The sequence below is a fragment of the Nonomuraea sp. NPDC049624 genome (assembly GCF_040675255.1).
Lineage (GTDB): Bacteria > Actinomycetota > Actinomycetes > Streptosporangiales > Streptosporangiaceae > Nonomuraea.
Genome location: NZ_JBFAOR010000002.1, coordinates 72,379 through 94,802 on the forward strand (window position 1 = coordinate 72,379; position 22,424 = coordinate 94,802).

Here is a 22,424-nt window from a genome sequence, read left to right on the forward strand (position 1 = left end):
CCAGGGTTGCCCTCGATCACCGCCGGGAAGGCCACTGACCAGGCACGATCGGGGGGTGGACATGAGGCCGTGGCGGGTGCTGGGGTGGATCGCGATCATCGCGGTCGCCTTCTTCTGCCTCTATCACCTGCGCACGGTCGTCATGTCCGTGATCATCGGCGTCTTCCTCACGGCGCTGCTGCATCCACCGGCCCGCTGGCTCACCTCCCGCGGGCTCGGCCCGGCGCTGGCCACCACGATCGTCTTCGTCGGCGGCCTGCTGCTGGCCGGCGCGCTGATCGCGCTGCTGGTGCCGCCCACGGTCGACAGCCTGAGCGAGATGCGCACCAGCCTGGGCAAGGCGCTCGGCGACCTGCACGGCCTGGCCGCCCGGTTCGGGCTCGACGACCAGCGGCTGCTCGCCCAGGCCAGGGACTACGTGTCCAAGCAGGGCAAACAGATCACCAGCGGCGCCATCGCCGGGGTCAGGACGGCCGGCGAGATCGTCGTCGGCGCGGTGCTGGCGGTCATCCTGTCGGTGTACTTCGTGCACGGCGGCGAGCGGCTGTTCGCCTGGATCGTCGATCTGATGCCCGACGCGGCGAAGACGCGCTGCCACGACACCGGCGTGCTGATCTTCGGCGTGATCGGGCGCTACATCCGCGGCGTGGCGATCGTCGGCGTGGTCGACGGCTTCTTCATCGGGCTCGCGTTGTGGATCCTCGGCGTGCCGATCGCGCTGCCGCTGGCCGTGCTGACGTTCGTGGGGGCGTTCCTGCCGGTGGTGGGGGCGTTCATGGCCGGGCTGCTGGCCGCGGTGGTGGCGCTCGTGGCCAAGGGGTGGCTGGTGGCGCTGATCGTGGTCGCGGTGACGGTGGCGGTGCAGCAGCTCGAAGGGCACGTGCTGGCGCCACAGGTCTACGGCAAGGCGCTCGACCTGCCGGGAGCGGTCATCCTGATCGCGATCACGGTGGGCAGCGTGATCGCCGGCATCACCGGGGCGTTCCTGGCCGCGCCGGTGACCTCGGTGCTCGTCGCGCTGCTGCGGCGGCCGCGCCCGCATCTGATCACTCCCGGGCCGAGCTGACCGCCTCCAGCTCCTCGCGCGACCACTGGATGCGGCCTTCCCGCAGGTCGGCGATGACGGCGCGGAGCCAGCGGGCCTCGGCCGCCGTCACCTCGCGCAGGTACTCGGACTCCAGCATCGTGATGCGCGGCAGGTCCTGCTCGGCCGACAGGCTCGACTCCAGCTCGGCCAGCGTCTGCTCCACGGCCGTCGCCCGCCGCTCCAGCGCGTCGGCCAGCACGCCGGGCGGGAGCAGCATCGCGTTCGACAGCGCGGCCGGGAACTGCGGGAACTCCTGTCTGGGACGGCTGAGCATGTCGTCGAGCCACACGTCGAGCCGCTCGCGCCCGGCGTCGGTGAGCTCGTAGACCGTGCGCTCGGGGTACTGCTGGTCGCGGCCGGTCTCCCTGACCCTGAGCAGCCCGGCCTCCCCCAGCCGCTCGATCGTGCGGTAGAGCCCGGCCCGCTGGCCGACGTTGACGACCTGGTCCTTGCCCCACTGCTTGAGCAGGCGCTGCATGCCGTACGCGTGCAGGGGCCGGGACCGCAGCAGGGCCAGCACGGTGAGGGCGAGCGGCGAGCCGCGGTCGAGAGCCATGGCCCTCATCATAGCCGCACGACGACTAGTTGACTTGAGACTAGTTGCAATGCAACTATCTCCTCATGACCACAGCAGACCGCCCAGAGGGCGTCATGACCGAGATCCCCGTGCTGATCGTCGGCGGCGGCTACGCCGGGCTCACCGCCGCCCTGTTCCTGTCCCACCACGGGGTGCCCTGCGTGCTCGTCGACCGCCACCCCGGCGTGTCGCTCCTGGGCAGGGCACGCGGCATCACCCCGCGCACGATGGAGATCTACCGGCCGCTCGGCCTGGAGCAGGCCGTCAAGGAGGCCGGGCGGCCCTTCGACGAGGAAGGGGGCGTGGCCCGCTGCGCGACGCTGGCCGGCGAATGGCAGTGGATCTTCGAGGGCGGCTCCTCCCGGGCGATGCCCGAGCTGACCGCGGGCGAGTACGGCATGGCCGACCAGAGCACGGTCGAGCCGATCCTCGCCGAGGCCGCTCGCGCCCGCGGCGCCGACCTGCGCTTCGACACCATATGCAGGTCGATCGAGCCCGACGCGGACGGCGTCACGGTGGCGACCGAGGACGCCCGCACCGGCGAGCGCCGGACCCTGCGCGCCCGCTACCTGATCGCCGCCGACGGCTACCGCGGCACGATCAGGGAGCGGCTGGGCATCGCCCGCGAAGGGCTCGGCGTCCTGCGCGCCTACCAGTCCTTCGTCTTCAGGGCCGACCTGTCGGAGCTGGTCACCAAGCGGGCGCTGTTCTGGATCCTCGGCGCGCCCGGCGGGACGGCCTCGGGCGCGATGGTCTCCCACGCGCTGCCGGACCACTGGGGCATGGCCCTGACGTACGACCCCGCCACCGAGTCGCCGGACGACTTCACCGACGAGCGGCTGGCCGCCTCGGCCAAGGAGCTGATCGGCCGCGACCTGCCCCTGGAGATCGTCAGCAAGGCCGCGTGGGAAGAGGCGGTGGGCGTCGCCACCCGCTACCGCGAGGGCCGGGTCTTCCTGGTCGGCGACGCGGCGCACGTCTGGCCGCCGGCCGGCGGGCTGGGCGCCAACTCGGCCGTCCAGGACACGCACAACCTGGCCTGGAAGCTGGCCGCCGTGCTGGCCGGCCGGGCCTCCGACGCGCTGCTCGACACCTACGAGGCCGAGCGCCGCCCGGTGGCCCTGGAACTGGCCGACCTGACCGTGCGCAGCCAGGCGGCCAGGTTCGGCCCCAACCCCGAGGACGACCCGCTGGACCACGTCCTGGCGATCCTGGGGCAGCGCTACCGCTCGTCGGCCATGGTCGGCGCCACCCACGAGACGGTGTTCGGCGACTCGGCGGCCCAGGGCGCCCGTCCCGGCACCCGCGCCCCGCACCTGTGGCTCGACCGCGACGGCGTGCGCATCGGCGTCCACGACCTGTTCCACGACGCCTTCGTCCTGCTGTGCGGCCCCGGCGGCGCGGACTGGGCGCGGGCCGCCGGGCCCGGCGTGCGGGTGCACCAGGTGGGCGGCGACGTGCTCGACGTCGAGGACGCCTGGGCCGAACGCTACGGCGAGGCCACCGCCGTCCTGGTCCGTCCCGACGGCTACGTGGCCTGGCGGACCGAAGGACCGGCGGTCGAGGGCGAGGTCGGCCGGGCGCTCGACCAGGTGCTCGGAAGGGTCATCATGTGAGCCATGCGATGGATCACGTTCGACTGCTTCGGCACCCTCGTCGACTGGCGGCACGGCATCGGCACCAGCCTTGAGCTGATCGCGCCCGGCAGGAAGGAGGAGCTGCTGACGGCGTACCTGCGGCACGAGAGCGCCGTCGAGGCCGAGACGCCACGGGCCCGCTACCGGGACGTCATGGCCGAGGCGCTGCGCCGCGCCTGCGCCGGAGCCGGAGTCCCGCTGCACGACGACGACGCCTCGGTGCTGGCCGCCACGCTGCCCTACTGGCCGGTGTACGCCGAGGTCGGGGAGGAGCTGTCGGCCCTGCGCGCGGCGGGCCGGCGGCTGGCGCTGCTGACCAACTGCGACCGCGACCTGATCGCCCAGACGCTGCGGCGGCTGCCCGTGCCGTTCGACGCGGTGGTGACCGCCGAGGACGCCGGGGCCTACAAACCGGACGAGGCGCACTTCGAGCACTTCAGGAGGGCGCACGAGCCGGCCGAGTGGGTGCACGTGGCGCAGAGCCACTTCCACGACATGATCCCGGCCGAGCGGCTGGGCGTGCGCCGGGTGTGGATCAACCGGCACGGCGAGCGGCCCGCCGGGCGCGAGGTCGTCCGGGTGGTCCTGCCCGACCTCCGCGGCCTGCTCGCGGCCGTCGAACGGGCGTGACGGCGGCGCCGGGGCCGTACCGCGGCGGGCCTAGCGGGGTTTCTCCAGGATCTCGGCGACGCCTTCGAGGAAGGAGTCGACGTCGGCGATCAGGTAGCCGGCGCGCAGCAGCACGGTGGAGAACCGGGCCTCGCGCACCTCCTGGGCGGTCACCGCGAACTCGGTCGTGCCGCGCAGGGTGGCCACGATGCGGTCGAGGAAGGCGTCGACCTCGTCCTCGTTGTAGCCGGTGCCCATGCGGCCGGGGCGGAAGGCCACCCGTTCGACGCGGGCCGCCTGGGTCTCGAACCACTCCTCGCGCAGCAGCTCCCCGGTCGGCTCGGCCATGGCGAGCCGTACCGGGCGCTTGGCCTGGGTCTCCAGGGCCACGACGAACGCCTCCAGCGCGAAGTCCACCGCCGTCTCGTGGTAGCCGCCGCGCTTGGCGCGGAAGGTCGCGGTGCGGACCTCGTCGGCGGTGACGGGCTCGACCGCGTGCGGGCCCCTGCCCAGGGTCGACTCGATGCGCGTGATCAGGGCGTCGACTTCCACGGGGTCATAGCCTGAACGCATACCCATGACGCGCGGAAAGCGGTTCAAGCCCACTCCTCCTGAGATGTGCCGGGGGCTTCTCCATTGTGAGGCCCTTTTTCACGGTGAGGCCCCTTTCAGCGGTGAGGCTCTTTATCACGGCCCTGCGCCCTGACATATACCGTTACAGCACCATGCGACTGTTACAGGTCTCTTTTCGCTACCGAAGACGTCAGCCCTTCGTCCTGGAAGAGGCCGACGCGCAGCTCGCGCCGGGCGACGCGATCGAGCTGACCGGGGTCAACGGGGCAGGGAAGTCCACGCTGCTGCGGCTCCTCGCGGGGCTCGCGCGGCCGACGCGGGGCCGCATCGCCGACCGTCCCGGCGTCGTGGGCTTCGCCCCCGACCGCTTCCCGACGGCCCAGCCGTTCACGGTGACGTCCTACCTGACGCGCATGGCGTCCGTACGCGGCGGCGCCCGATGGCGGCCCTGGGCCGAGCGCCTGAACATGGGTCATCTCCTCGGCCTGCCGCTCGGCGAGCTGTCCAAGGGCAGCGCGCACAAGGTCGGCCTGGTCCAGGCCCTGATGGCCGACCCCGGCCTGCTGATCCTGGACGAGCCCTTCGCCGGCCTGGACGCCGACGCCCGCGAGACGCTGCCGGCCATCGTCACCGAGGTCGCCGGGCGCGGGGGCATCGTCGTCGCCAGCGACCACCAGGGCGGCCTGCGCGGCCTTCCCGGGCTGCGCTCGTGGTCGCTCGTGGACGGCCGCCTCAAGGAGGCCACCCCCGCGGCCCCCGTGGCCCCCGCGTCGTCTGTGCCTCCCGCGACGCACGCTTCGGAACGCCCGCTGGCCACCGTGGCGGTCACGCTGCCCGCCGACGAGCTCCCGCGCTTCCTGACCAGGATGCGCGACCAGGGCTACCGGACCTCCGCCCTCGACCACCCCCCATACGCCCGAGGAGCCCGGATGATCGCCCTGGCCGTCTTCCGGCTGGCCGCCTATGTGCGGTCGCACCGCGTTCATCAGGCGCTCCTGCTCACCCTCGCCATGCTGGCGATCGTCTACGGCAGCCGCGCCCCCAAGGGCACGGAGGCCGCCGTGCTGGCCGACGGCGCCGTCCTGATCATCCCCATCCTGGCCTGGGCCACGCGGAGCCTCCTGGACACCGAGCCCGACCGGCAGCGCGAGCTGTCGGCGGTCACCGCGGGCGGGCGCGGCAAGGAGGTGGCCGCGGGGCTCGTGGCGAGCCTGGTCGCCTGCGCGGTGCTGGCCGCCGTCGGCCTGGCGTGGGCCGTCCTGCTCGGCCTGAGCGAGCGCCCCGGCCGGGACGTGCTCGGCGCGGCCCTCGTCCTGCACGCCCTGGCGGTGCTCGCCGGGACGGCGCTCGGCGCGCTCACCAGCCGGGCCGTGCTGCGCTCACCCGCGGTCTCGATCATGTCGCTGGTGCTCGGGTACCTGGTGATGCTGCTGCTCAGCGCGTCCCCCGCGTACTGGCTGACGGTTCCGCTGGTGGTCTGGATGCGTGCGGCCGGCGGCGGCGAGCTGCTCGACCAGCTGCCCCAACTGTCCGCGATCTCCCTGGTGTGGTGCCTGGCGGGACTCGCCTTGTATGCCTGGAGGCGCCGTAGGGTAGGTTAGTAAGCGTTCACTCACCCCTGAGGAGGCACGGTGAAGGTGATCTGCCTGGGTGACAGCATCACCCGCGGACAGGTGAGCGTCGACTATGTGGCCATGCTGCGCGACCGGCTGCCCGGCGCGACGGTGATCAACGCGGGCGTCAACTACGAGCCGTCGTCCGAGCTGCTCAAGCGTCTCGACGACGTCGTGCGGCAGGATCCGGACGTGGTCACCGTGCTCGTCGGCACCAACGACGCCAACGCCACCTTGAGCGAGAAGCGGGCCAGGGCCCTGCGCAGGCGCTGGAAGCTCGCCGAGACCCCCACGGCGGCCGCGTACGCCGCCAATCTGACGGCCATCGCCGCCCGCCTGCAGAACGAGACCATGGCCCGCGTGGCGCTGCTGTCCCCGCCGGTCATCGGCGAGGACCTGGACTCCGTCCCGGTGCGCCGCACCCAGGAGTTCGCCGAGATCGTCAGGACGGTCGCCGCCGAGCAAGGCGTGACCTACCTGCCGCTCAACGAGCGCATGACCGCCGACCTGAAGGGCACCTCGCCCCGCACCCACTACCGCCCCGAGAGCAACCAGGCGCAGACCGCCGCGATGCAGCACTTCCTGCTCGGCCGCAGCCTGGACGCCATCTCCAGCAGCCGCGGCCTGCGGCTCACCACCGACACCGTGCACCTCAACAGCCGGGGCGCGGCCATGATCGCTGACCTGGTCGAGACCTTCGCCGCCCGCTCGACCGCCACGAGATAGACCGGAGCCGCCCCGAGCCAGGGCGGGCGCCGTCACGAGATAGACCGGCGGCGCCACGAGACAGGGCGGGCGCCGTCACGAGACAGGCCCGCAGCACCCCAAGACAGTCCGGCGGCGACCGCCACCTTGCTCGGCGGTCGCCGGTGCTCGGCGGTCGCCGGTTACTCGGCCGCGGCGAGCTGGCCGCAGGCGCCGTCGATCTCGCGGCCCCGGGTGTCGCGCACGGTCACCGGCACCCCGTGGAACTCCAGCCGGCGCACGAACGCCCGCTCGTCCTCCGGCCGGGACGCCGTCCACTTGGAGCCGGGCGTGGGGTTGAGCGGGATCAGGTTGACGTGCACGAGCTTGTTCCTGACCAGCTTGCCGAGCAGGTCGGCCCGCCACTCCTGGTCGTTGACGTCCTTGATCAGGGCGTACTCGATGGAGATGCGGCGCTTGGTCTTGGCCGCGTACGACCAGGCCGCGTCGAGGACCTCGGCCACCTTCCAGCGCGTGTTGATCGGGACGAGGGTGTCGCGCAGTTCGTCGTCGGGCGCGTGCAGGGACAGCGCGAGCGTGACCGGCAGCCCCTCCTCGGCGAGCTTGCCGATGGCGGGCACCAGCCCCACGGTGGAGACCGTGACCCCGCGCGCGGAGATGCCGAGACCGTGCGGCGCGGGCTCGACCATGCGGCGCACGGCGCCGATCACCTGCTTGTAGTTGGCCAGCGGCTCGCCCATGCCCATGAAGACGATGTTGCTGACCCGGCCGGGCCCGCCCGGCACCTCGCCCGCCGCCAGCGCGCGGGCGCCGGCGACCACCTGCTCGACGATCTCGGCGGTGGACATGTTCCGGGTCAGGCCCGCCTGGCCGGTGGCGCAGAACGGGCAGTTCATGCCACAGCCGGCCTGCGACGACACGCACATCGTGACCCGCTCGGGATAGCGCATGAGCACCGACTCGACCAGCGCGCCGTCGAACAGCCGCCACAGGGTCTTGCGGGTCGTGCCGCCGTCGGTGGTCAGCTCCTTGACCGGCGTGAGCAGCGTCGGCAGCAGCGCCGACAGCTTGTCGCGGGCCGCCGCGGACAGATCGGTCATCTCGGCGACGTCGGCGGTGTGGCGCTCGAAGTAGTGGCGCGAGAGCTGGTCGGCGCGGAACGCCTTCTCCCCCAGCTCGGTGACCGCGGCCCGGCGCTCGGCCATGGACAGGTCCGCCAGGTGCCGCGCGGGCTTGGCCCGTCGCGGTGCGACGAAGGTGAGCTGGCCTGGCTGCTGGGACACGTTCCTGCCTTTGCTTGGGGGGACTTCCTGGGACTCTGCTCGGACTTCCGGGATTTCTCACCGGCCAGGTTAGTGAACGCCTGCCGCGAAGGAGGCATTCCTGATCACGGTACGGCTCGCGTCAGGGTCACCGCCCGATCTACAGTCATCTCGTATGGCGATTTTCCGGTCGGCATCTGGCGAGGGTGGCACCGAGGTCGTCCTCGCCGCGGGTAACCCCTACGGCAGCCGCACGCTCGTGGTCGAGCGGGACGAGGACTCCTCGGTAGCTTACCTGTGCTCGCCCGAGGGCGCCGTCCACGGAGCCGTCTGGCTGGCCAACCATCGGCCGGCCCCGGCCGTGGTCGACCTGGCCCGGATCAACTCCGGCCTGCCCCCGCTGATGCCCAGGGCCAACACCACGCACCCCGAGGGCCGCAGGCCGCTCGGCCAGTTGTCCGCCCTGTGGTTCGAGGAGGGCGACGGCGTCGCCCTCTACGAGGACGACGACCTGCTCGCGGTCATCCCCGGCTGGGCCGACATGAGCAGGGGCATGCCCGGCTACGCGCGTGACGCCGTGGGCGAGTCGCCGTTCGCGTGGGCGCTGTCCGAGGCGCTGGAAGGGCTGCGGCCGCGCATCTCCAACGCCACGTCCTACTGGCGCTGGCGGCACGGCGAGGGGTCGTGGCCGTCGTTCCAGCAGTTCGTCATGGGCCATCTCGACCGGGTGCTCGGCCCGGCCGGCCGCTACTGGGACGCCAGCGGCGAGCGCCTGCCCACCGTCGGCATCACCGAACGGCCCCCGTACGAGGGCCGCGAGCCGACCGTGCTGTCCACGGTGGGGATGAGCTGCCAGCGCATGCCCACGGTCGAGCAGTGGATCGACCGCCCCGACGCCTACGCCCGCATCGAGCTGGCCGTGGCCACCCACGACGACCCCAGGGACGCGGCGCTGCTGCTGGTGTGGCTGGCCCAGTATCCGTGGCACTCGGTGACCTGGCTCGGCCACGGGCACACGGCGAAGTGGTACCACGAGCCCTCGACGTTCCCGCTGGGGTCGCAGTACTCGGGGGTGCTCATGCGGGCCGACCCGCCCGACATGCCGGACATGTCGGGGTTCGCGTTCGGCGGGGAGGCCGTCCGGTGGTTGTGGCTCACCCCCGTCACGACGGAGGCGCTAGAGGAACAGCGTCAGTAGCAGCCAGACCGGCACCAGCGTGGTCACCAGCGAGTCGAGGCGGTCCATCAGGCCGCCGTGCCCCGGCAGGATCGTGCCCAGGTCCTTGATGCCGAGATCCCGCTTGATCATCGACTCGATGAGGTCGCCCACGGTCGCCAGCAGCGCCGCCAGCGCCCCGATCAGCGCGCCCAGCCAGAGCGGGCCGTCCAGCAGCCACGTCACCAGCCAGCCGCCGACCAGCGTGCAGGCGATCACCGACCCGGCGAAGCCCTCCCAGGTCTTCTTCGGGCTGATGACCGTCATCTTGTGCCTGCCGAACAGCACACCCGCGACGTATCCGCCGATGTCGCTGGCCACCGTCACCGCGATGAAGATCAGCACCCGGTCGCGGCCGTCGTGCGGCGCCAGCAGCAACGCCGCGAACGCCGCCAGCATCGCCGGGTAGAACAACGTGAACACCGAGGCCGTGCCGTCGCGCACGTAGCCGTCGGTGCCGTCGCTGAACATCCGCCAGACCAGCAGCACGAACGCGAACACCGCGAACGTCCCCAGCAACCAGAACGGCCCGCCCCAGTACGCCCCGGCCTGCATCGCCACCAGCCCCGCGAGCACCGGGACGGCCGGGACCTTGATCCCGCGCGTGGCGAACGCCTTGGTCAGCTCCAGCACGCCCACGCCGACGCACACCACGATCACCAGGAGGAAGAGCTCCTTGATCGTGTAGAGGGTACCGAGGACCAGCGCACCCAGCCCCACACCCACCGCGATCGCGGCCGGCAGGTTCCTTCCGGTACGGCTGCCGCCGTCGGGGCCGGTGCCGGCCGTACGTTCTTCCACAGACACTCTCCATAGCCACGGCCCCCGCCTTCCGGCGAGGGCCGCGAGGCGTGCCGCTCAGACTTCGAGCAGCTCGGCTTCCTTGTGCTTGAGCAGCTCGTCGATCTTGGCGACGTGCTTCTGGGTGAGGTCGTCGAGTTCCTTCTCCGCGCGACGGACCTCGTCCTCGCCCGCGTCGCCGTCCTTGATCATCTTGTCGAGGGCCTCCTTGGCCGTACGACGGATGTTGCGGATCGACACCTTGGCGTGCTCGCCCTTGTTCTTGGCGACCTTGATGTACTCCTTGCGGCGCTCCTCGGACAGCTCCGGGAACGTCACGCGGATCACGTCGCCGGTGTTGGTCGGGTTGACGCCGAGGTCGGAGTCGCGGATGGCCTTCTCGATCGCGCCCATCGCGCTCTTGTCGAAGGGCTGGATGATGACCATGCGCGCCTCGGGCAGGTGGAACGAGGCCAACTGCTGGACCGGCGTCGGAGTGCCGTAGTACTCCGCATTGATCTTGTTGAACATCGCGGGGGTGACCCGGCCGGTCCGGATGGTCGCGAAGTCTTCCTTCGCGACCGAGACGGCCTTGTCCATCTTTTCCTCGGCTTCGAGGAGGGTTTCGTCGATCACAGCGGCTCCCTGTCTACTAGCTGGCGGTGTCGGGCTAGCTCCCTCATTTGCCTGCGGGACTCACCAGCGTGCCGATTTTCTCACCGCGTACCGCTCGCAGGATGTTGCCCTCGCCCATCAGGTCGAAGACCACGATCGGCAGATCGTTGTCCTTGCACAGGCTGATCGCGGTCGCGTCCATGACCGCGAGGTCGCGCAGCAGCACCTCGCCGTAGTCAAGATGGTCGAACCGGACCGCGTCGGGGTTCTTGCGCGGGTCGGAGTCGTAGATCCCGTCGACCTGCGTGCCCTTGAGCAGCGCCTCGGCGCCGATCTCCAGGGCCCGCTGCGACGCCGCGGTGTCGGTGGAGAAGTACGGCGAGCCGAGACCCGCCCCGAAGATGACCACGCGGCCCTTCTCCAGGTGCCTGATCGCGCGGCGCGGCAGGAAGGGCTCGGCGACCTGCTGCATGGTGATGGCGGTCTGGACGCGGGTCTCGACGCCGCGCCTCTCCAGGAAGTCCTGGAGCGCCAGGCAGTTGATCACCGTGCCGAGCATGCCCATGTAGTCGGCCCTGGCACGGTCGATGCCGCCCTGGGACAGGGTGGCGCCGCGGAACATGTTCCCCCCGCCGACCACGACCGCGACCTGCACGCCCTCGCGCACGGCCTCGGTGATCGAGTCGGCCAGGTGGTCGACGACGGCCGGGTCGATGCCCAGCGGGTCGTCTCCGGCGAACGCCTCGCCTGACAGCTTCAACATCACCCGCTTCCACCTCAGTGGACCCTGCGGGCTGGGTGATGAGGAAGCCGCCGTCCGTGTGGATTCGTGGGCTGACTCCCGGTGGTCCTGCACGGCGGCGGCCTCCTTCATTGGGTGGAACTCTGGGCAGGCAGTTCGCTCAAGCCTAAGCCTGGCCGACCTTGAATCGGACGAAGGCGAGCACCTCGACGCCGTTCTCCTCGGCGTACTTGCCCACGCTCTTCTTGTTGTCCTTCACGAAGGCCTGCTGGACCAGGGTGAAGTCCTTGTACCAGCCGTTGACGCGACCCTCGACGATCTTGCCGATGGCGGCCTCGGGCTTGCCCTCCTCGCGGGTCATCTCCTCGAAGAGCTTGCGCTCCTTCTCGACGACCTCGGCGGGGACGGACTCGGCCTTGAGGTACTGCGGGGCCATCGCCGCGGCGTGCTGAGCGATGTCCTTGGCGACCTCGGCGTTCGGCTTGTCGAGCTGCACGAGCACGCCGACCGCCGGCGGCAGCGCCGGGTCCGTCTTGTGCATGTACGAGCCGATGTAGCCGCCCTCAAGCACGGCGAAGCGGCGGATCTCGATCTTCTCACCGAGCGCGGCGTTGGCCTCGTCCAGGTGCTCCTTGACGGTCTTGCCGTCGAAGGAGGAGTCGAGCAGCGTCGCCACGTCGGCGGGCTTGCTGGCCAGGATGTGCGCGACCACACCGGCGGCCAGCTCCTGGAAGCGCTCGCCCTTGGCCACGAAGTCGGTCTCGCAGTTGAGCTCGAGAAGAGCGGCGGAGGAGTCGCTGTCCTGCTGGAGCGCGACGAGGCCGTTGGAGGCCGTACGGGCCTCGCGCTTGCCCACGTCCTTGGCGCCCTTGAGGCGAAGGAGCTCGATGGCGCGGTCGAAGTCGCCTTCGGACTCCTCAAGCGCCTTCTTGCAGTCCATCATGCCGGCAGCGGTGATCTCGCGAAGCCGCTTGACGTCGGCCATGTTCACGGAAGCCATTGCTCTTATTCCTTGTGGGATTTCGTCGTCGTCGTGGATCGGAGTGGACGCCCTGGGCGCCCGCCCCTGGTCGGTACGGCTGGCGCGTGCCGCACCAGGGCCTTGTCGTGCGCGGGTCGTGCGCGGGTCGTGCGTTCTGCCTCGGTCTTGCGCGGTGTTGCCTGGTCTTGCGTGGTGTTGCGCGGTCCCAAGCGGTGGTGCCGGTCGTGCCAGGTTGTGCCGGGACGGTCATGCCTGGGTCAGGTGCGGAGAGCACCCTTGCACCGGGCTCCCACCCGACCAGCCGAGCACCTATCCGTTTCACCTGACTGGCCCGGCCTTCGCCTGGCCCGTCCAGCCCCTTCGGTTTTGCCTGACCGGCCCGGCATTCGCCTGGCCTGCCCGGCTTCCGCCAGGACCTTCGCTCGTACCTGGGCTTGGTCTGGGCTCGGGTTTCGTCCGGCCTGGGCTCGGACTCCGCTCGGGCCCGGGCTTCCGCCCAGGTCTCCGCTCAGCAGGACGGGCTCCGCCGGTGGAGCTCCGCTCCGCCTCGCTCGGCATACTGCCCAGCCAGGCTCGGCTTATCGCTCCGGCCCGATGGTCATCCACCTCGGCTCACCGCCTCGGTTTCCGATGCCCGGCCCTGGCTCACCGCCCGAACCTGATCGCCACCCTGCCTTGACTTATCGCCTCGGCGGGGTGCCGTCCTGTCCGGCTTGCCGTCCCGGCTCGGCCGTTTGCTCAGTCGAGACGCGTACCTTGCCCAACCAAGCCTCAGCCCGCACAGGACCTCGGCCTTGCCCTTCACAACCTCGGCCCGCGCAGGACCTCGGTTCCGCTCACCCTCGACCGGCCGGCTGCCCGCCCCGCACCGCGGTCGATGACGACCTGCGGCGCGGAGCCGGCGCCTGTGCCGTGCCCGGCCTCACGACCGGACCCGGCGGCCGTGTCTCAGGCCTGCGGCTCGGACTCGGGGGTCGCGTCGGCAGCCGGAGCGGCCTCGGCGGCGGGCGCCTCCTCGGCCGGAGCCTCGGCAGCGGGGGCCTCCTCGGCGGCGGCCTCGGGCGCAGCCTCAGGGGCGGCCTCGGCAGCCTGACCCTGGCCCTGCTCGATGAGCTCGCGCTCCCACTCGGCCAGCGGCTCGGCGGCGGCCGGCTTCTCGTCACCGCGGGCGGCGCCGGAGCGAGCCATCAGACCGGCGGCGACACCGTCGGCGACGACCCTGGTGAGCAGGCCGACGGCGCGGATGGCGTCGTCGTTGCCCGGGATCGGGTAGTCGACCTCGTCGGGGTCGCAGTTGGTGTCGAGGATCGCGACGACCGGGATGCCAAGCTTCTTGGCCTCGCTGATCGCGATGTGCTCCTTCTTCGTGTCCACGACCCACACCGCGCTGGGCACGCGGCCCATGTCACGGATGCCGCCGAGCGTGCGCTCGAGCTTGTCCTTCTCGCGACGGCGCATGAGGAGCTCCTTCTTGGTGAGCCCCGAGCCGGCGACGTTGTCGAAGTCGAGCTCCTCGAGCTCCTTCAGACGCTGAAGCCTCTTGTGCACGGTGGAGAAGTTGGTGAGCATGCCGCCCAGCCAGCGCTGGTTCACGTACGGCATGCCGACCCGCGCGGCCTGCTCGGAGATGGCCTCCTGAGCCTGCTTCTTGGTGCCGATGAACAGGATCGTGCCGCCGTGGGCGACGGTCTCCTTGACGAAGTCGTAGGCACGGTCGATGTACGACAGCGACTTCTGCAGGTCGATGATGTAGATGCCGTTGCGCTCGGTGAAGATGAAGCGCTTCATCTTCGGGTTCCACCGGCGGGTCTGGTGGCCGAAGTGAACGCCGCTCTCGAGCAGCTGTCGCATGGTGACGACGGGGGCCATGTGATGGTCCTCCAGGTCTGGGCGCCCTGCGGATGGGCGCAGTTCTCGGTTGTGCCGCGGCAGCGCGTTGTCTACCGCCCTGATGCCCCAAAACCGCTCCAGCCGGGCCGAGGCCCGGACCGAGGGTGCGGTCCGCAACGGGGCATGCGAAGTCGGCCTGTTGCCACAGGCCATCGAAAAGTCTACCTCCCACACCGCCCCAGGCTGACCGTCGGAGGTCAAACCGACATACCGGGTACGGCTCACCCCACATCGTGGTCCTCCGTGGGCAACCCGGGCGACGTCCTGGGGGCCACCGGGAAGAGGTTGATCTGCGCCTCCGCGATCCTGGCCCCGCTCGGCGCGTCCTCCTGGCTGCGCTGGCGAGCGATGTACGGCTCCAGGAGCTTCTCGATCTCCTGGCTCAGCCGTCCCAGCTCGCTCGCGTCGACCCTGATCCGGGTGCGGCTGAAGCGCGTCGCGTCGCGCCATTCGTCCGTGTCGTGCTCGATGCTGGCCAGGGCCCGGTCGGCCTCGTCACCGGCCTCCTTGCGGAACGCCTTGATCAACAGGGTCTTGGCGTCACGGACCTCCGGCTGGTCGTCCGGAAGCACTCCCACGCTGAACGGCTTGTGCGTCGATCTCCACAGCCGTTCGCGCCCGTCCCCTCTGGGCGGGGCGTCCTCGACGAAGCCGTACTTGGCCAGCATGCGCAGGTGATAGCTGGCGGCGCTGGGTGTGATCCCCGCGATCTCGGCCACCTCGGTCGCGGTGGCACTGCCCTCCACGCCGAGCCGGTTGAGGATCAACAGCCTCGCCGGGTGAGCCAGCGCCCGCATCATCTTGGGATCGCTGAGCCCCTCCATGTCCTGCGTCATGTGCCAAAGGTACCCGGCGAGAGATGTGAAGCATTCCCTTTACAACTCCGAAGGGATCCCTTCATACTTATGAAGTCTTCCTTTCACATCTCCCGTCCCGCCGCTATCCGTCCCTTCCGAACCACCACCCGCACCGCTCTCGGTGCCCTCGGAACCCACCACCCGCACCGCTATCCCTCCCCTCCGAACCACCACCCGCACCGCTCTTCGTCTCCTCCGAAGCCACCACCTGCACCGGCTGGTAACCGCCCGCCATCACCAGCGCTCCTCCCGAGCCGCGCCCGGCCGGCGCCCTTGCAAGCCCCGCCCCCACCCGAACTCGCCACCGGAGACCTCCAGCATGGAGACGACGCCCCCACTCCCCCTTCGCAAACAGCGCGACTACCGCCTGCTGTGGAGCGCCCGCACGATCTCGATCACCGGCTCGGAGGTCTCCAAGCTGGCCGTCCCGCTGACCGCCATCACGCTGCTGACCGCCTCACCCGTCGAGATGGGGCTGCTGACCGCCGCCGCCCCGCTGCCTGCCCTGCTGTTCGGCCTCCAGTCGGGCGCCATCGCCGACCGCCTCACCCGGCACCGCCCGCTGATGATCGCCTGCGAACTCGTCTCCTGCGCCGCCGCCGCCACCGTCCCGCTGGCCTGGCTGCTCGGTGTCCTCACCGTGCCCTGGCTGATCATCGTGGCCCTGGTCATCGGTACGGCCGGCGTCATCTTCAAATCCGCCAACTTCCCCTACACAGCCGCGGTCGTGGCCCCGTCGCAGCGCACCGAGGCCATGGCCGGTTTCCAAGCCTCGTACTCGGTGGCCTCCGTGAGCGGCCCCGGCCTGGCCGGCATCCTGGTCCAGACGCTCACCGCGCCGTTCGCCGTACTGGCCGAGGCGCTGTCCTTCCTCGCCTCCGCCCTCCTGCTCCGCTCGATCCGCACTCCGGAGCACAACGAGCCCACCCTCTCGTCCGGCATGTGGCGCGACATCGTCGAGGGCCTGCGAACCAGCCTCACCCACCCGACGCTCCGAGCCGTCCTGGGCGCCGGCGTGACGATCAACTTCTTCGCCATGGCGTACATCGCCGTCTACATGCTCTACATGGTCAACACGCTCGACATCCCCAAGGGAATGATCGGCTTCCTCACGGCACTGAGCGGCGCGGGCGGGCTCCTGGGCGCCTGGCTCACCTCCCGCCTGTCCAAGCGCTACGGCGAGAACCGCATCCTGCTCGTCTCGGTCCTGTTCTTCCCGCTGGACATCCTCGCCGTCGGCCTCCTGACCGGCCCGCTCTGGGTGAAGCTCACCGTCCTGGGCCTGACGGGCGTCATGACCGGCGTCATCGTGGTCGCCTTCGCCACCTGCATGGGCGTGATCACCCTCCGCGACGCCCCCACCGCCCTCCGCGGCCGCGTGAACGCCACCATGACCTTCGCCGTACAGGGCGTCCTGGCCGTCGGGGGCCTGACAGGCGGCGTACTGGCCGAGTTCATGGGCCTGCGTCCGGTGATCCTTCTGAGCGCGGCGGGCATCGCCCTGAGCAGCCTTTGGATCTGGCTCTCCCCCCTACGCCCCAACCGCCCTCAGATCTCCCACACCCCGCCCCCTCCCCCGTACGACCCCACTCCCCAGACACTGAAGAACCTGATCGAATCCAAGCGCCACTCAGCCATCTAGCCACTCCCACTCCCCCAGATCCCGCACCGCGCCCGCCCAACGCCTCGCTCCCGCCACCACCACCATCACCATCCCGCGTCCCGCTCCCGCCACCGCTACGAGCCCGCGTCCCGCTCCCGCCACCACCGCGACCCCAGCCCCCACCGCTCACGGCCCCTAGGCATCGCGCGAGTTGTCCACAGGAGGCTCCCCACCGCTTCCTCCGTCCACAGAATCCCGCTCGCCTCGACCTCCGCGGGTCGCTCCCGGCAAGACTCCCCGCCATGCCCCCTCGTCCACGCCTCCCCGCCCTGTCCCCTCGCTCAGCACCACCACCGCCGCGACCATGCACGCAGAACGTGGCCCGCCGTGCCGTGATCTCCCTGGTGGTGCTCGCGACGGCGATCATGCTCATGACCATCGCCACCCCGGCTCCACTGCTGGCGAAGGCCGCACCACCTGCCTGGCGCTGGCCACTCGACGGCAACCCCCGCATCCTGCGCCGCTTCGCCCCGCCCGCCGCACCGTGGCTGGCCGGACACCGCGGCATGGACCTGGCCGCCTCCGCGGACACGCCCGTCCTGGCCGCAGGCTCAGGCACCGTCCGCTACGCAGGTCCAGTAGGCGGAAGAGGAGTCGTCACGATCGACCACCCAGGCGGCCTCCGAACGACGTACCTGCCGATCAGCGCATCGGTGAAGCGGGGTGAGCCGGTCACGATGGGCAGCCGTCTGGGGGTCGTACAAGCCGTACACGGCCACTGCCAGGAGTCATGCCTGCACTGGGGCCTGATCCAAAGCGCCCGCTACCTGGACCCACTCCTCCTCCTGGGCCACGCCCCCATCCGCCTCCTCCCCATCTGGCCTACGACGGCCCCGCCCCCGATCACCCCACCCCTGCTCCCCCCGGCCTCCAAACCACCCACCGAAGCACTTCTGGCCAATCCCCCCGTACCTTCCGAAGCGCTCTCCGCCGTCCCCCTCGAACCCTCCGAAGCGCCCCACGCCGTCCCCGTCGAACGCTCCGAGGCCCCGCTTGATGTTCCCCTCAATCTCTCGCAAGGCTTTGCACTCATCACCTCGCCCCCATCCGCCCTCCCTCGGCTCACCAGCCTGTCCGCCGCCCTCTACCGCCCGTCTCCGCCACTGAACCCGCCTCCCCCGCTGGCACGGAACCTGCTCCTCAATGCCCCCGTGCCTCCTCCGCCCCCGCTTCTCGTCCCACTCCCCGCGCCCCTGCTCACAGCCCTCGCACCCCAGGACTCATCCTCGGACGCACGGAAGGCGCTCCCATCCCCCTACTCCACAGTCCTGCAGGCAATTGCCCTCGCCTCAGAGCCGAACCCCGAGCCCCCGCTCACCACCCCTGAAGTCACCCCCTCCCACCCGGAGATTCGCTCCAGCGACCTTCCCGTCCGCAACGAATCAGCCAGAGCTCGCGAGCAGCGCCATGAGCCAACTCGCGGCCCCGCCAGGCCCCTAGCAACCGTCCTCCGGCTCCTGACACATGCGGCTTCGCTGTCAGCAGCCCCAGCGATCGGACTGGGCACCCTCCTCGGCGTCGCCCTCCTGATCACAGCCCTACGCCGCCGCCGACGCCCCCACAAGCACTACGGCTCAAGAACCGGCCAACACCGCAAACCCCCAACGGAAGGGGTGCACAGACGTCCCAACCCACCCTCACGACGCTCCTGATGCCCTCGAAACCGCCTCCAAAGACTCACTCTTCAATCCCCCAAACCCACACGACAACCGAAGAGCTGCAAGCTCCCGACGAGAGCCCCACAACGACCACCCGTATCAATCCATAAATTCCTTCAAGGCAACCAAGATGCCCATTCACCACCGCTGGATGAAACACGACCGGCAACGCCGTAGGTCAGCCCAGTCGCCGCATGGCCATCGTTCCCCTGTAAGCGAGACGCTTCTCTCCACCGCAAGAGGAAGCTCGTCCAGCAGGGGGCCGCACCAAGCAGGAACTCACTCGAGCGAGGGCTGGCCCCTCGCCGGGCTCGCTCGGGCGAGGGCTGGCCCCTCGCCGGGCTCGCTCGGGCGAGGGCTGGCCCCTCGCCGGAGCCGAGCACTCCTCGGTGGAGCGGGAGACTCGCCCGGGTAGTGGCTGGAGCTGCGCCAGATCCTGCACCCCCTGGTGGGGCGGGAGACTCCCGGGCGGCGGCTGGCCCCTGGCGGGAGACCACGCCCGCCAGGACCCCCTCCAAGGCTGGAGTGGCTTCTTCCTCTACCGTCCGCGCCGCTTCCGTACCCGGTCCTTCGTTCCCGGCTCCTCCTCAAAGCGGGCCGGCTGCAAAGGCGTCCTGCTGTGGGATACCGTCCGCGCCCCTCCCGTGCGCGGTCCTTCGTGCCCCGCTCCTCCGCGAAGCGGGCCGGCTACAGAGGCGTCCTGCTGTGGGATGACGGCAGGTGATCCGGAACGTCCGGCGAACCAGCGCCAGCCAGCAGTTTCAGACCCTCAACCAAGCCGCTGTTCGTCACCCACGTCCCCGCGCGCCCGTCTCCCGCGCGCCTCTGTCCGGTAGAGCAACCATCGGTTAGGTGGGTCGCCGCCGCTCTCGCTCCACCGTGGATCCATCACGGCCCGCGCTGCAGGAACATGCTCGTCGCATCATTGCCTCTCGCCTCTCCACATGCCTCGCGCATCGACGCCGTTCCCGTGTCGTCGCGCCATCGGGTGCTCAGGACGACGTGGCCTTCAAGTCTTGGGCCGTTGGCGTCGGTACGAGAACTGCTCAGCACGCAAATGCGCAGCACGCCCGAACGCGTCGAGCTGCGTCGCCTGGGGGCTCTGCCGGGCCGTCTGCCCTTGTAGGCGCTTGGTTCGACGGCTTGTGCCCCTTGCTCTCAGCGGGACAGCGAGGGATTGGTGAGGGGGAGCTGATGGGCCGCACGAAATTCCGGGTCAGGCTGCCTTGCGCTCAGCAGGGCAGCAAGGGGTTGGTGAGGGGAGGCAATGGCATCTGGTGTCTGTGTCAGGCCCGGGGGTGGGCTTGACGGTATGCGGTGCGGAGGCGGTCGATCGAGACGTGGGTGTAGATCTGGGTCGTGTTGAGGGAGGCGTGACCGAGTAGTTCCTGGACGCTGCGCAGGTCCGCGCCCCCTTCGAGCAGGTGGGTTGCCGCGGTGTGCCGCAGTCCGTGTGGGCCCATGTCCGGGGCGCCCTCGGTCTGGGCCAGCCGCGCGTGCACCACCCGTCGTACGGTGCCGGCGTCGATCCGGCCGCCACGGACTCCGAGGAAGAGGGCCGGCCCGGAGCGTTCCCGAACCCAGATGGGACGCCCGTTGATGCACCACCGGTCCAGAGCTCGAAGCGCCGGCAGCCCGAACGGCACGGAACGCTCCTTTCGTCCCTTGCCCAGGACCCTGATGACATGCCGGTCCCGGTCCACGTCATCGACATCGAGCGCGCAGAGCTCACCCACGCGCACACCTGTGGCGTACAGAAGCTCAAGGATGGCCTGGTCTCGGAGGTCCTTGGGATCGCCGGTGGACTGCGGCGCGCTCAAGACGGTCTGCGCCTGTTCCTGGTCGAGCACGGCAGGCAAGGGACGTGGCGCCTTGGCGCTGCCCAACAACAAGCCGGGGTCGGCCGCCAGCCAACCCCGGCGGTGGCAGTACGCGGTGAAGGTACGGACGCAGGCCGTTCTGCGGGCCAGCGTGGCTCTTGCCTTGCCCGCACTGTGCTGGTCGGCCAGCCAGCCTCGCAGCTCGCTGATGTCCAGGCCGTCAAGCCGTCCACGGAGGTGGTCGAGCAGGGCGGTGATGTCGGAGAGGTAGGCGCGCACCGTATGTGAGGAAAGGTCTCGCTCGAACCGCAAATATCTCTCGAACTCGGCAAGCACTTCGTCGGCATCCAAGTCACGGTTCAGATCAGGGTTCAGAGCACGATTCAGGCCGGCGTTCACATCCGGGTTCAGGTCGAGGTTCAGATCGTGATTCGGGTCGCTGCTCAGGCTGTCATTCACGTCGCGGTTCAGGTTGTCGTTCAGGTCGTTGTTCAAGGCTTCACCCGCTGTCCCCACGAACGTTCGCCATTACTTGTCACTGCTGTGCCGCCCGATGCCTCGGGCTCGCTATGGGGCCGTGTGCAGCTCAACCTCCCGAGCGTCCGTCCGAGCGGCCTGGCACGGCACGGCACGTACGGCGGCTACGGCGCGCGGTTGAGCATCGCATTACCCACATGTCAGTCATTTTCGGTCGCTTCCATGCCCCCGTCCCCCACCATCTCACCCCATGAACTCTCCGCCTGGGTCTTGGTGGCCATCACATCGGTGGTGCCGCATGCCCCTACGTCGCAAGGGTTGGTCAGCTAGGGGAGTGCGAGTTCTTCGGGATGGGGCGGGGGTGGGGTGTCGTCTTCCGCAGGTGGCGGGAGGTCTGTGGCTGGGGCTTCGTTGGCCGGGGGTGGGGCCAGGGCCATGGTTTCTGGGGCTTTCGAGTAGCTCGATGTGGTTTTGCGTAGGCGCCAACCGCCGCCAGCTCGTTCTATGTATCCGGCCGCGGCCAAACCGCCCAGGGCGCTCAGCGTGATGTCCATGCTGACGCCCGCTGAGACCGCTATCGACGCCGGGCCGGCGCCTCCGCGGGTGGGGATGGCGTCCAGGACTCTCTTGGTGGATTCGTTCAGACCGTCGCGGGGGACGACGGGCGTCCGGGTCTGGGGGGCCAGGTCGTCGCCGATGACGCCGACGAGTTCGATCATTTCCTCCGGAGTGGTGACACAGACCGCCTTGCGTTCGCGCAGGAGCTTGTGACAGCCGGCCGACAACGCGGACGTGGTGGGCCCGGGCACGGCGCCCAGGTGCCGGTTGAGAGTGAGCGCGTGGCCGGCGGTGTTCAGGGCACCGCTGCGCAGGGCTGCCTCCACGACGGCCGTGCCCCTGGTCAGGGCGGCGATGAGGCGGTTCCTGATCAGGAAGCGGGCACGGGTGGGGTGGACGCCGGGCGGGCATTCGCTCATCACGACGCCCTGCTCGCGGGCTTGGGCGAAGAGCTCCTGGTGGCCGCTCGGGTAGCAGATGTCCACTCCGCAGGCGAGAACGACCACCGTGGGCGAGCCGCCCAGCAGGGCGCCCTTGTGGGCCGCGCCGTCCACCCCGTAGGCGCCGCCGGAGACGACGGACCAGCCCGCTTCGCTGAGGCCGATGCCGAAGTTGGCCGCGATGTGCAGGCCGTACTGGGTGGCGGCCCGGGCTCCTACGACGGCCACGGACTGCAGGCAGGCGAAACGGAGGTCTGCCGTGCCGTGCAACCAGAGGCCGAGGGGGCGGCTCGGGCCGAGATCGTCCAGTTGCGTGGGCCATTCGGGATCGCCGGGGACGATCAGCCTGGCTCCGTGCTTCTCACCGGCCTCCAGATCGGCGGCGGGCTTCGACGCCGCCAGCCGGAGGAACCAGGCGTTCAGCCGCCCCGACAGGTCACACGGACGTTCCTGCCGGGACTCCCGGGCGGTGAAGGCCGGTGGAAGTGCGCGCTCGCGGATCGCCTCCACTGCTCCGGCGGCACCGAGGTGCGCCACCAGACGGCCCATGGCCGTGTCGCCCACGTCGGCGGCTCGCATGAGGGCCGCACGTGCCTCATGCTCTGGACTGGTCACAGGGGCCTCCTGGTGATTCTCATGGGCGGGTTCGTGGGCAAGCGGTTG

At 70.3% G+C, this 22,424-nt stretch carries 19 protein-coding genes; 8 read left to right on the plus strand and 11 right to left on the minus strand.

The window, feature by feature from the left end; genetic code table 11:
• Nucleotides 1-61 precede the first annotated feature (61 nt).
• Complete coding sequence (locus AB0J76_RS06585) at nucleotides 62-1,066, plus strand: AI-2E family transporter (protein WP_352323815.1); 1,005 nt, start codon at nucleotides 62-64, stop codon at nucleotides 1,064-1,066.
• Here AB0J76_RS06585 and AB0J76_RS06590 read toward each other — a convergent pair.
• Nucleotides 1,047-1,643 carry a PadR family transcriptional regulator gene (locus AB0J76_RS06590; RefSeq protein ID WP_352323810.1) on the minus strand — a complete coding sequence of 199 codons (597 nt, stop codon included), beginning with the start codon at nucleotides 1,641-1,643 and terminating at the stop codon, nucleotides 1,047-1,049. The genes AB0J76_RS06585 and AB0J76_RS06590 overlap by 20 nt on opposite strands.
• Before the next feature lie 65 nt (nucleotides 1,644-1,708).
• On the opposite strand from AB0J76_RS06590, the gene AB0J76_RS06595 reads away from it, so the two are divergent.
• Together AB0J76_RS06595 and AB0J76_RS06600 are read left to right on the plus strand one after the other, a co-directional pair.
• Complete coding sequence (locus tag AB0J76_RS06595; RefSeq protein WP_352323809.1) at nucleotides 1,709-3,280, plus strand: FAD-dependent monooxygenase; 1,572 nt, start codon at nucleotides 1,709-1,711, stop codon at nucleotides 3,278-3,280.
• A 3-nt stretch (nucleotides 3,281-3,283) separates the two neighbouring features.
• Complete coding sequence (locus tag AB0J76_RS06600; RefSeq protein ID WP_352323808.1) at nucleotides 3,284-3,931, plus strand: HAD-IA family hydrolase; 648 nt, start codon at nucleotides 3,284-3,286, stop codon at nucleotides 3,929-3,931.
• 30 nt (nucleotides 3,932-3,961) lie between these two features.
• Here the strand turns inward: AB0J76_RS06600 and AB0J76_RS06605 are convergent, their stop codons facing one another.
• Nucleotides 3,962-4,462: a DivIVA domain-containing protein gene (locus AB0J76_RS06605; RefSeq protein WP_352323807.1), complete on the minus strand. Its 501-nt coding sequence runs from the start codon at nucleotides 4,460-4,462 to the stop codon at nucleotides 3,962-3,964.
• A 173-nt stretch (nucleotides 4,463-4,635) separates the two neighbouring features.
• On the opposite strand from AB0J76_RS06605, the gene AB0J76_RS06610 reads away from it, so the two are divergent.
• A complete protein-coding gene (locus tag AB0J76_RS06610) occupies nucleotides 4,636-6,084 on the plus strand; it encodes an ATP-binding cassette domain-containing protein (protein WP_352323806.1) in 1,449 nt (482 codons plus the stop codon).
• Nucleotides 6,085-6,114: 30 nt separating this feature from the next.
• The gene (locus tag AB0J76_RS06615; RefSeq protein ID WP_352323805.1) at nucleotides 6,115-6,822 is read left to right on the plus strand and encodes an SGNH/GDSL hydrolase family protein; all 708 of its coding nucleotides are present in this window, start codon (nucleotides 6,115-6,117) and stop codon (nucleotides 6,820-6,822) included.
• 161 nt (nucleotides 6,823-6,983) lie between these two features.
• Here AB0J76_RS06615 and rlmN read toward each other — a convergent pair whose 3' ends face one another.
• Complete coding sequence (gene rlmN / locus AB0J76_RS06620) at nucleotides 6,984-8,084, minus strand: 23S rRNA (adenine(2503)-C(2))-methyltransferase RlmN (protein ID WP_352323804.1); 1,101 nt, start codon at nucleotides 8,082-8,084, stop codon at nucleotides 6,984-6,986.
• A gap of 154 nt (nucleotides 8,085-8,238) precedes the next feature.
• On the opposite strand from rlmN, the gene AB0J76_RS06625 reads away from it, so the two are divergent.
• The gene (locus tag AB0J76_RS06625) at nucleotides 8,239-9,261 is read left to right on the plus strand and encodes a suppressor of fused domain protein (RefSeq protein WP_352323803.1); all 1,023 of its coding nucleotides are present in this window, start codon (nucleotides 8,239-8,241) and stop codon (nucleotides 9,259-9,261) included.
• Here the strand turns inward: AB0J76_RS06625 and AB0J76_RS06630 are convergent.
• The 6 genes from AB0J76_RS06630 to AB0J76_RS06655 all read right to left on the minus strand — a co-directional run bounded on the left by AB0J76_RS06630 (nucleotide 9,241) and on the right by AB0J76_RS06655 (nucleotide 15,124).
• Nucleotides 9,241-10,080 (minus strand): phosphatidate cytidylyltransferase, encoded by an 840-nt coding sequence (locus AB0J76_RS06630; RefSeq protein WP_352323802.1) that lies wholly within the window; start codon nucleotides 10,078-10,080, stop codon nucleotides 9,241-9,243. The two genes, AB0J76_RS06625 and AB0J76_RS06630, sit on opposite strands and share 21 nt — an antisense overlap.
• Nucleotides 10,081-10,137: 57 nt before the next feature.
• On the minus strand, nucleotides 10,138-10,695 hold the full coding sequence (gene frr, locus AB0J76_RS06635; protein ID WP_352323801.1) for a ribosome recycling factor: 558 nt from the start codon (nucleotides 10,693-10,695) through the stop codon (nucleotides 10,138-10,140).
• A gap of 43 nt (nucleotides 10,696-10,738) precedes the next feature.
• Nucleotides 10,739-11,437 (minus strand): UMP kinase, encoded by a 699-nt coding sequence (pyrH, locus tag AB0J76_RS06640; RefSeq protein ID WP_352323800.1) that lies wholly within the window; start codon nucleotides 11,435-11,437, stop codon nucleotides 10,739-10,741.
• A 145-nt stretch (nucleotides 11,438-11,582) separates the two neighbouring features.
• Nucleotides 11,583-12,416 carry a translation elongation factor Ts gene (gene tsf / locus AB0J76_RS06645; RefSeq protein ID WP_352323799.1) on the minus strand — a complete coding sequence of 278 codons (834 nt, stop codon included), beginning with the start codon at nucleotides 12,414-12,416 and terminating at the stop codon, nucleotides 11,583-11,585.
• A 930-nt stretch (nucleotides 12,417-13,346) separates the two neighbouring features.
• On the minus strand, nucleotides 13,347-14,267 hold the full coding sequence (rpsB, locus tag AB0J76_RS06650; RefSeq protein WP_352323798.1) for a 30S ribosomal protein S2: 921 nt from the start codon (nucleotides 14,265-14,267) through the stop codon (nucleotides 13,347-13,349).
• 242 nt (nucleotides 14,268-14,509) lie between these two features.
• The gene (locus AB0J76_RS06655; RefSeq protein WP_352323797.1) at nucleotides 14,510-15,124 is read right to left on the minus strand and encodes a helix-turn-helix domain-containing protein; all 615 of its coding nucleotides are present in this window, start codon (nucleotides 15,122-15,124) and stop codon (nucleotides 14,510-14,512) included.
• Nucleotides 15,125-15,464: 340 nt separating this feature from the next.
• On the opposite strand from AB0J76_RS06655, the gene AB0J76_RS06660 reads away from it, so the two are divergent.
• A complete protein-coding gene (locus AB0J76_RS06660) occupies nucleotides 15,465-16,787 on the plus strand; it encodes an MFS transporter (RefSeq protein ID WP_352323796.1) in 1,323 nt (440 codons plus the stop codon).
• Between the two features lie 527 nt (nucleotides 16,788-17,314).
• The gene (locus tag AB0J76_RS06665; RefSeq protein ID WP_364389338.1) at nucleotides 17,315-18,460 is read left to right on the plus strand and encodes a M23 family metallopeptidase; all 1,146 of its coding nucleotides are present in this window, start codon (nucleotides 17,315-17,317) and stop codon (nucleotides 18,458-18,460) included.
• Nucleotides 18,461-19,752: 1,292 nt separating this feature from the next.
• Here AB0J76_RS06665 and AB0J76_RS06670 read toward each other — a convergent pair.
• Complete coding sequence (locus AB0J76_RS06670; RefSeq protein WP_352323814.1) at nucleotides 19,753-20,637, minus strand: tyrosine recombinase XerC; 885 nt, start codon at nucleotides 20,635-20,637, stop codon at nucleotides 19,753-19,755.
• Between the two features lie 452 nt (nucleotides 20,638-21,089).
• A complete protein-coding gene (dprA, locus tag AB0J76_RS06675) occupies nucleotides 21,090-22,340 on the minus strand; it encodes a DNA-processing protein DprA (protein WP_352323794.1) in 1,251 nt (416 codons plus the stop codon).
• Nucleotides 22,341-22,424: the final 84 nt, after the last annotated feature.

Bases quoted from the DNA above. Each gene is read 5' to 3' on its own strand.
- AB0J76_RS06585 (WP_352323815.1), top strand. From the start codon at position 62: ATGAGGCCGTGGCGGGTGCTGGGGTGGATCGCGATCATCGCGGTCGCC.
- AB0J76_RS06590 (WP_352323810.1), bottom strand. From the start codon at position 1,643: ATGGCTCTCGACCGCGGCTCGCCGCTCGCCCTCACCGTGCTGGCCCTG.
- AB0J76_RS06595 (WP_352323809.1), top strand. From the start codon at position 1,709: ATGACCACAGCAGACCGCCCAGAGGGCGTCATGACCGAGATCCCCGTG.
- AB0J76_RS06600 (WP_352323808.1), top strand. From the start codon at position 3,284: ATGCGATGGATCACGTTCGACTGCTTCGGCACCCTCGTCGACTGGCGG.
- AB0J76_RS06610 (WP_352323806.1), top strand. From the start codon at position 4,636: ATGCGACTGTTACAGGTCTCTTTTCGCTACCGAAGACGTCAGCCCTTC.
- AB0J76_RS06625 (WP_352323803.1), top strand. From the start codon at position 8,239: ATGGCGATTTTCCGGTCGGCATCTGGCGAGGGTGGCACCGAGGTCGTC.
- pyrH (WP_352323800.1), bottom strand. From the start codon at position 11,437: ATGTTGAAGCTGTCAGGCGAGGCGTTCGCCGGAGACGACCCGCTGGGC.
- tsf (WP_352323799.1), bottom strand. From the start codon at position 12,416: ATGGCTTCCGTGAACATGGCCGACGTCAAGCGGCTTCGCGAGATCACC.
- rpsB (WP_352323798.1), bottom strand. From the start codon at position 14,267: ATGGCCCCCGTCGTCACCATGCGACAGCTGCTCGAGAGCGGCGTTCAC.
- AB0J76_RS06655 (WP_352323797.1), bottom strand. From the start codon at position 15,124: ATGACGCAGGACATGGAGGGGCTCAGCGATCCCAAGATGATGCGGGCG.
- AB0J76_RS06660 (WP_352323796.1), top strand. From the start codon at position 15,465: ATGGAGACGACGCCCCCACTCCCCCTTCGCAAACAGCGCGACTACCGC.
- AB0J76_RS06665 (WP_364389338.1), top strand. From the start codon at position 17,315: ATGGACCTGGCCGCCTCCGCGGACACGCCCGTCCTGGCCGCAGGCTCA.
- dprA (WP_352323794.1), bottom strand. From the start codon at position 22,340: ATGCGAGCCGCCGACGTGGGCGACACGGCCATGGGCCGTCTGGTGGCG.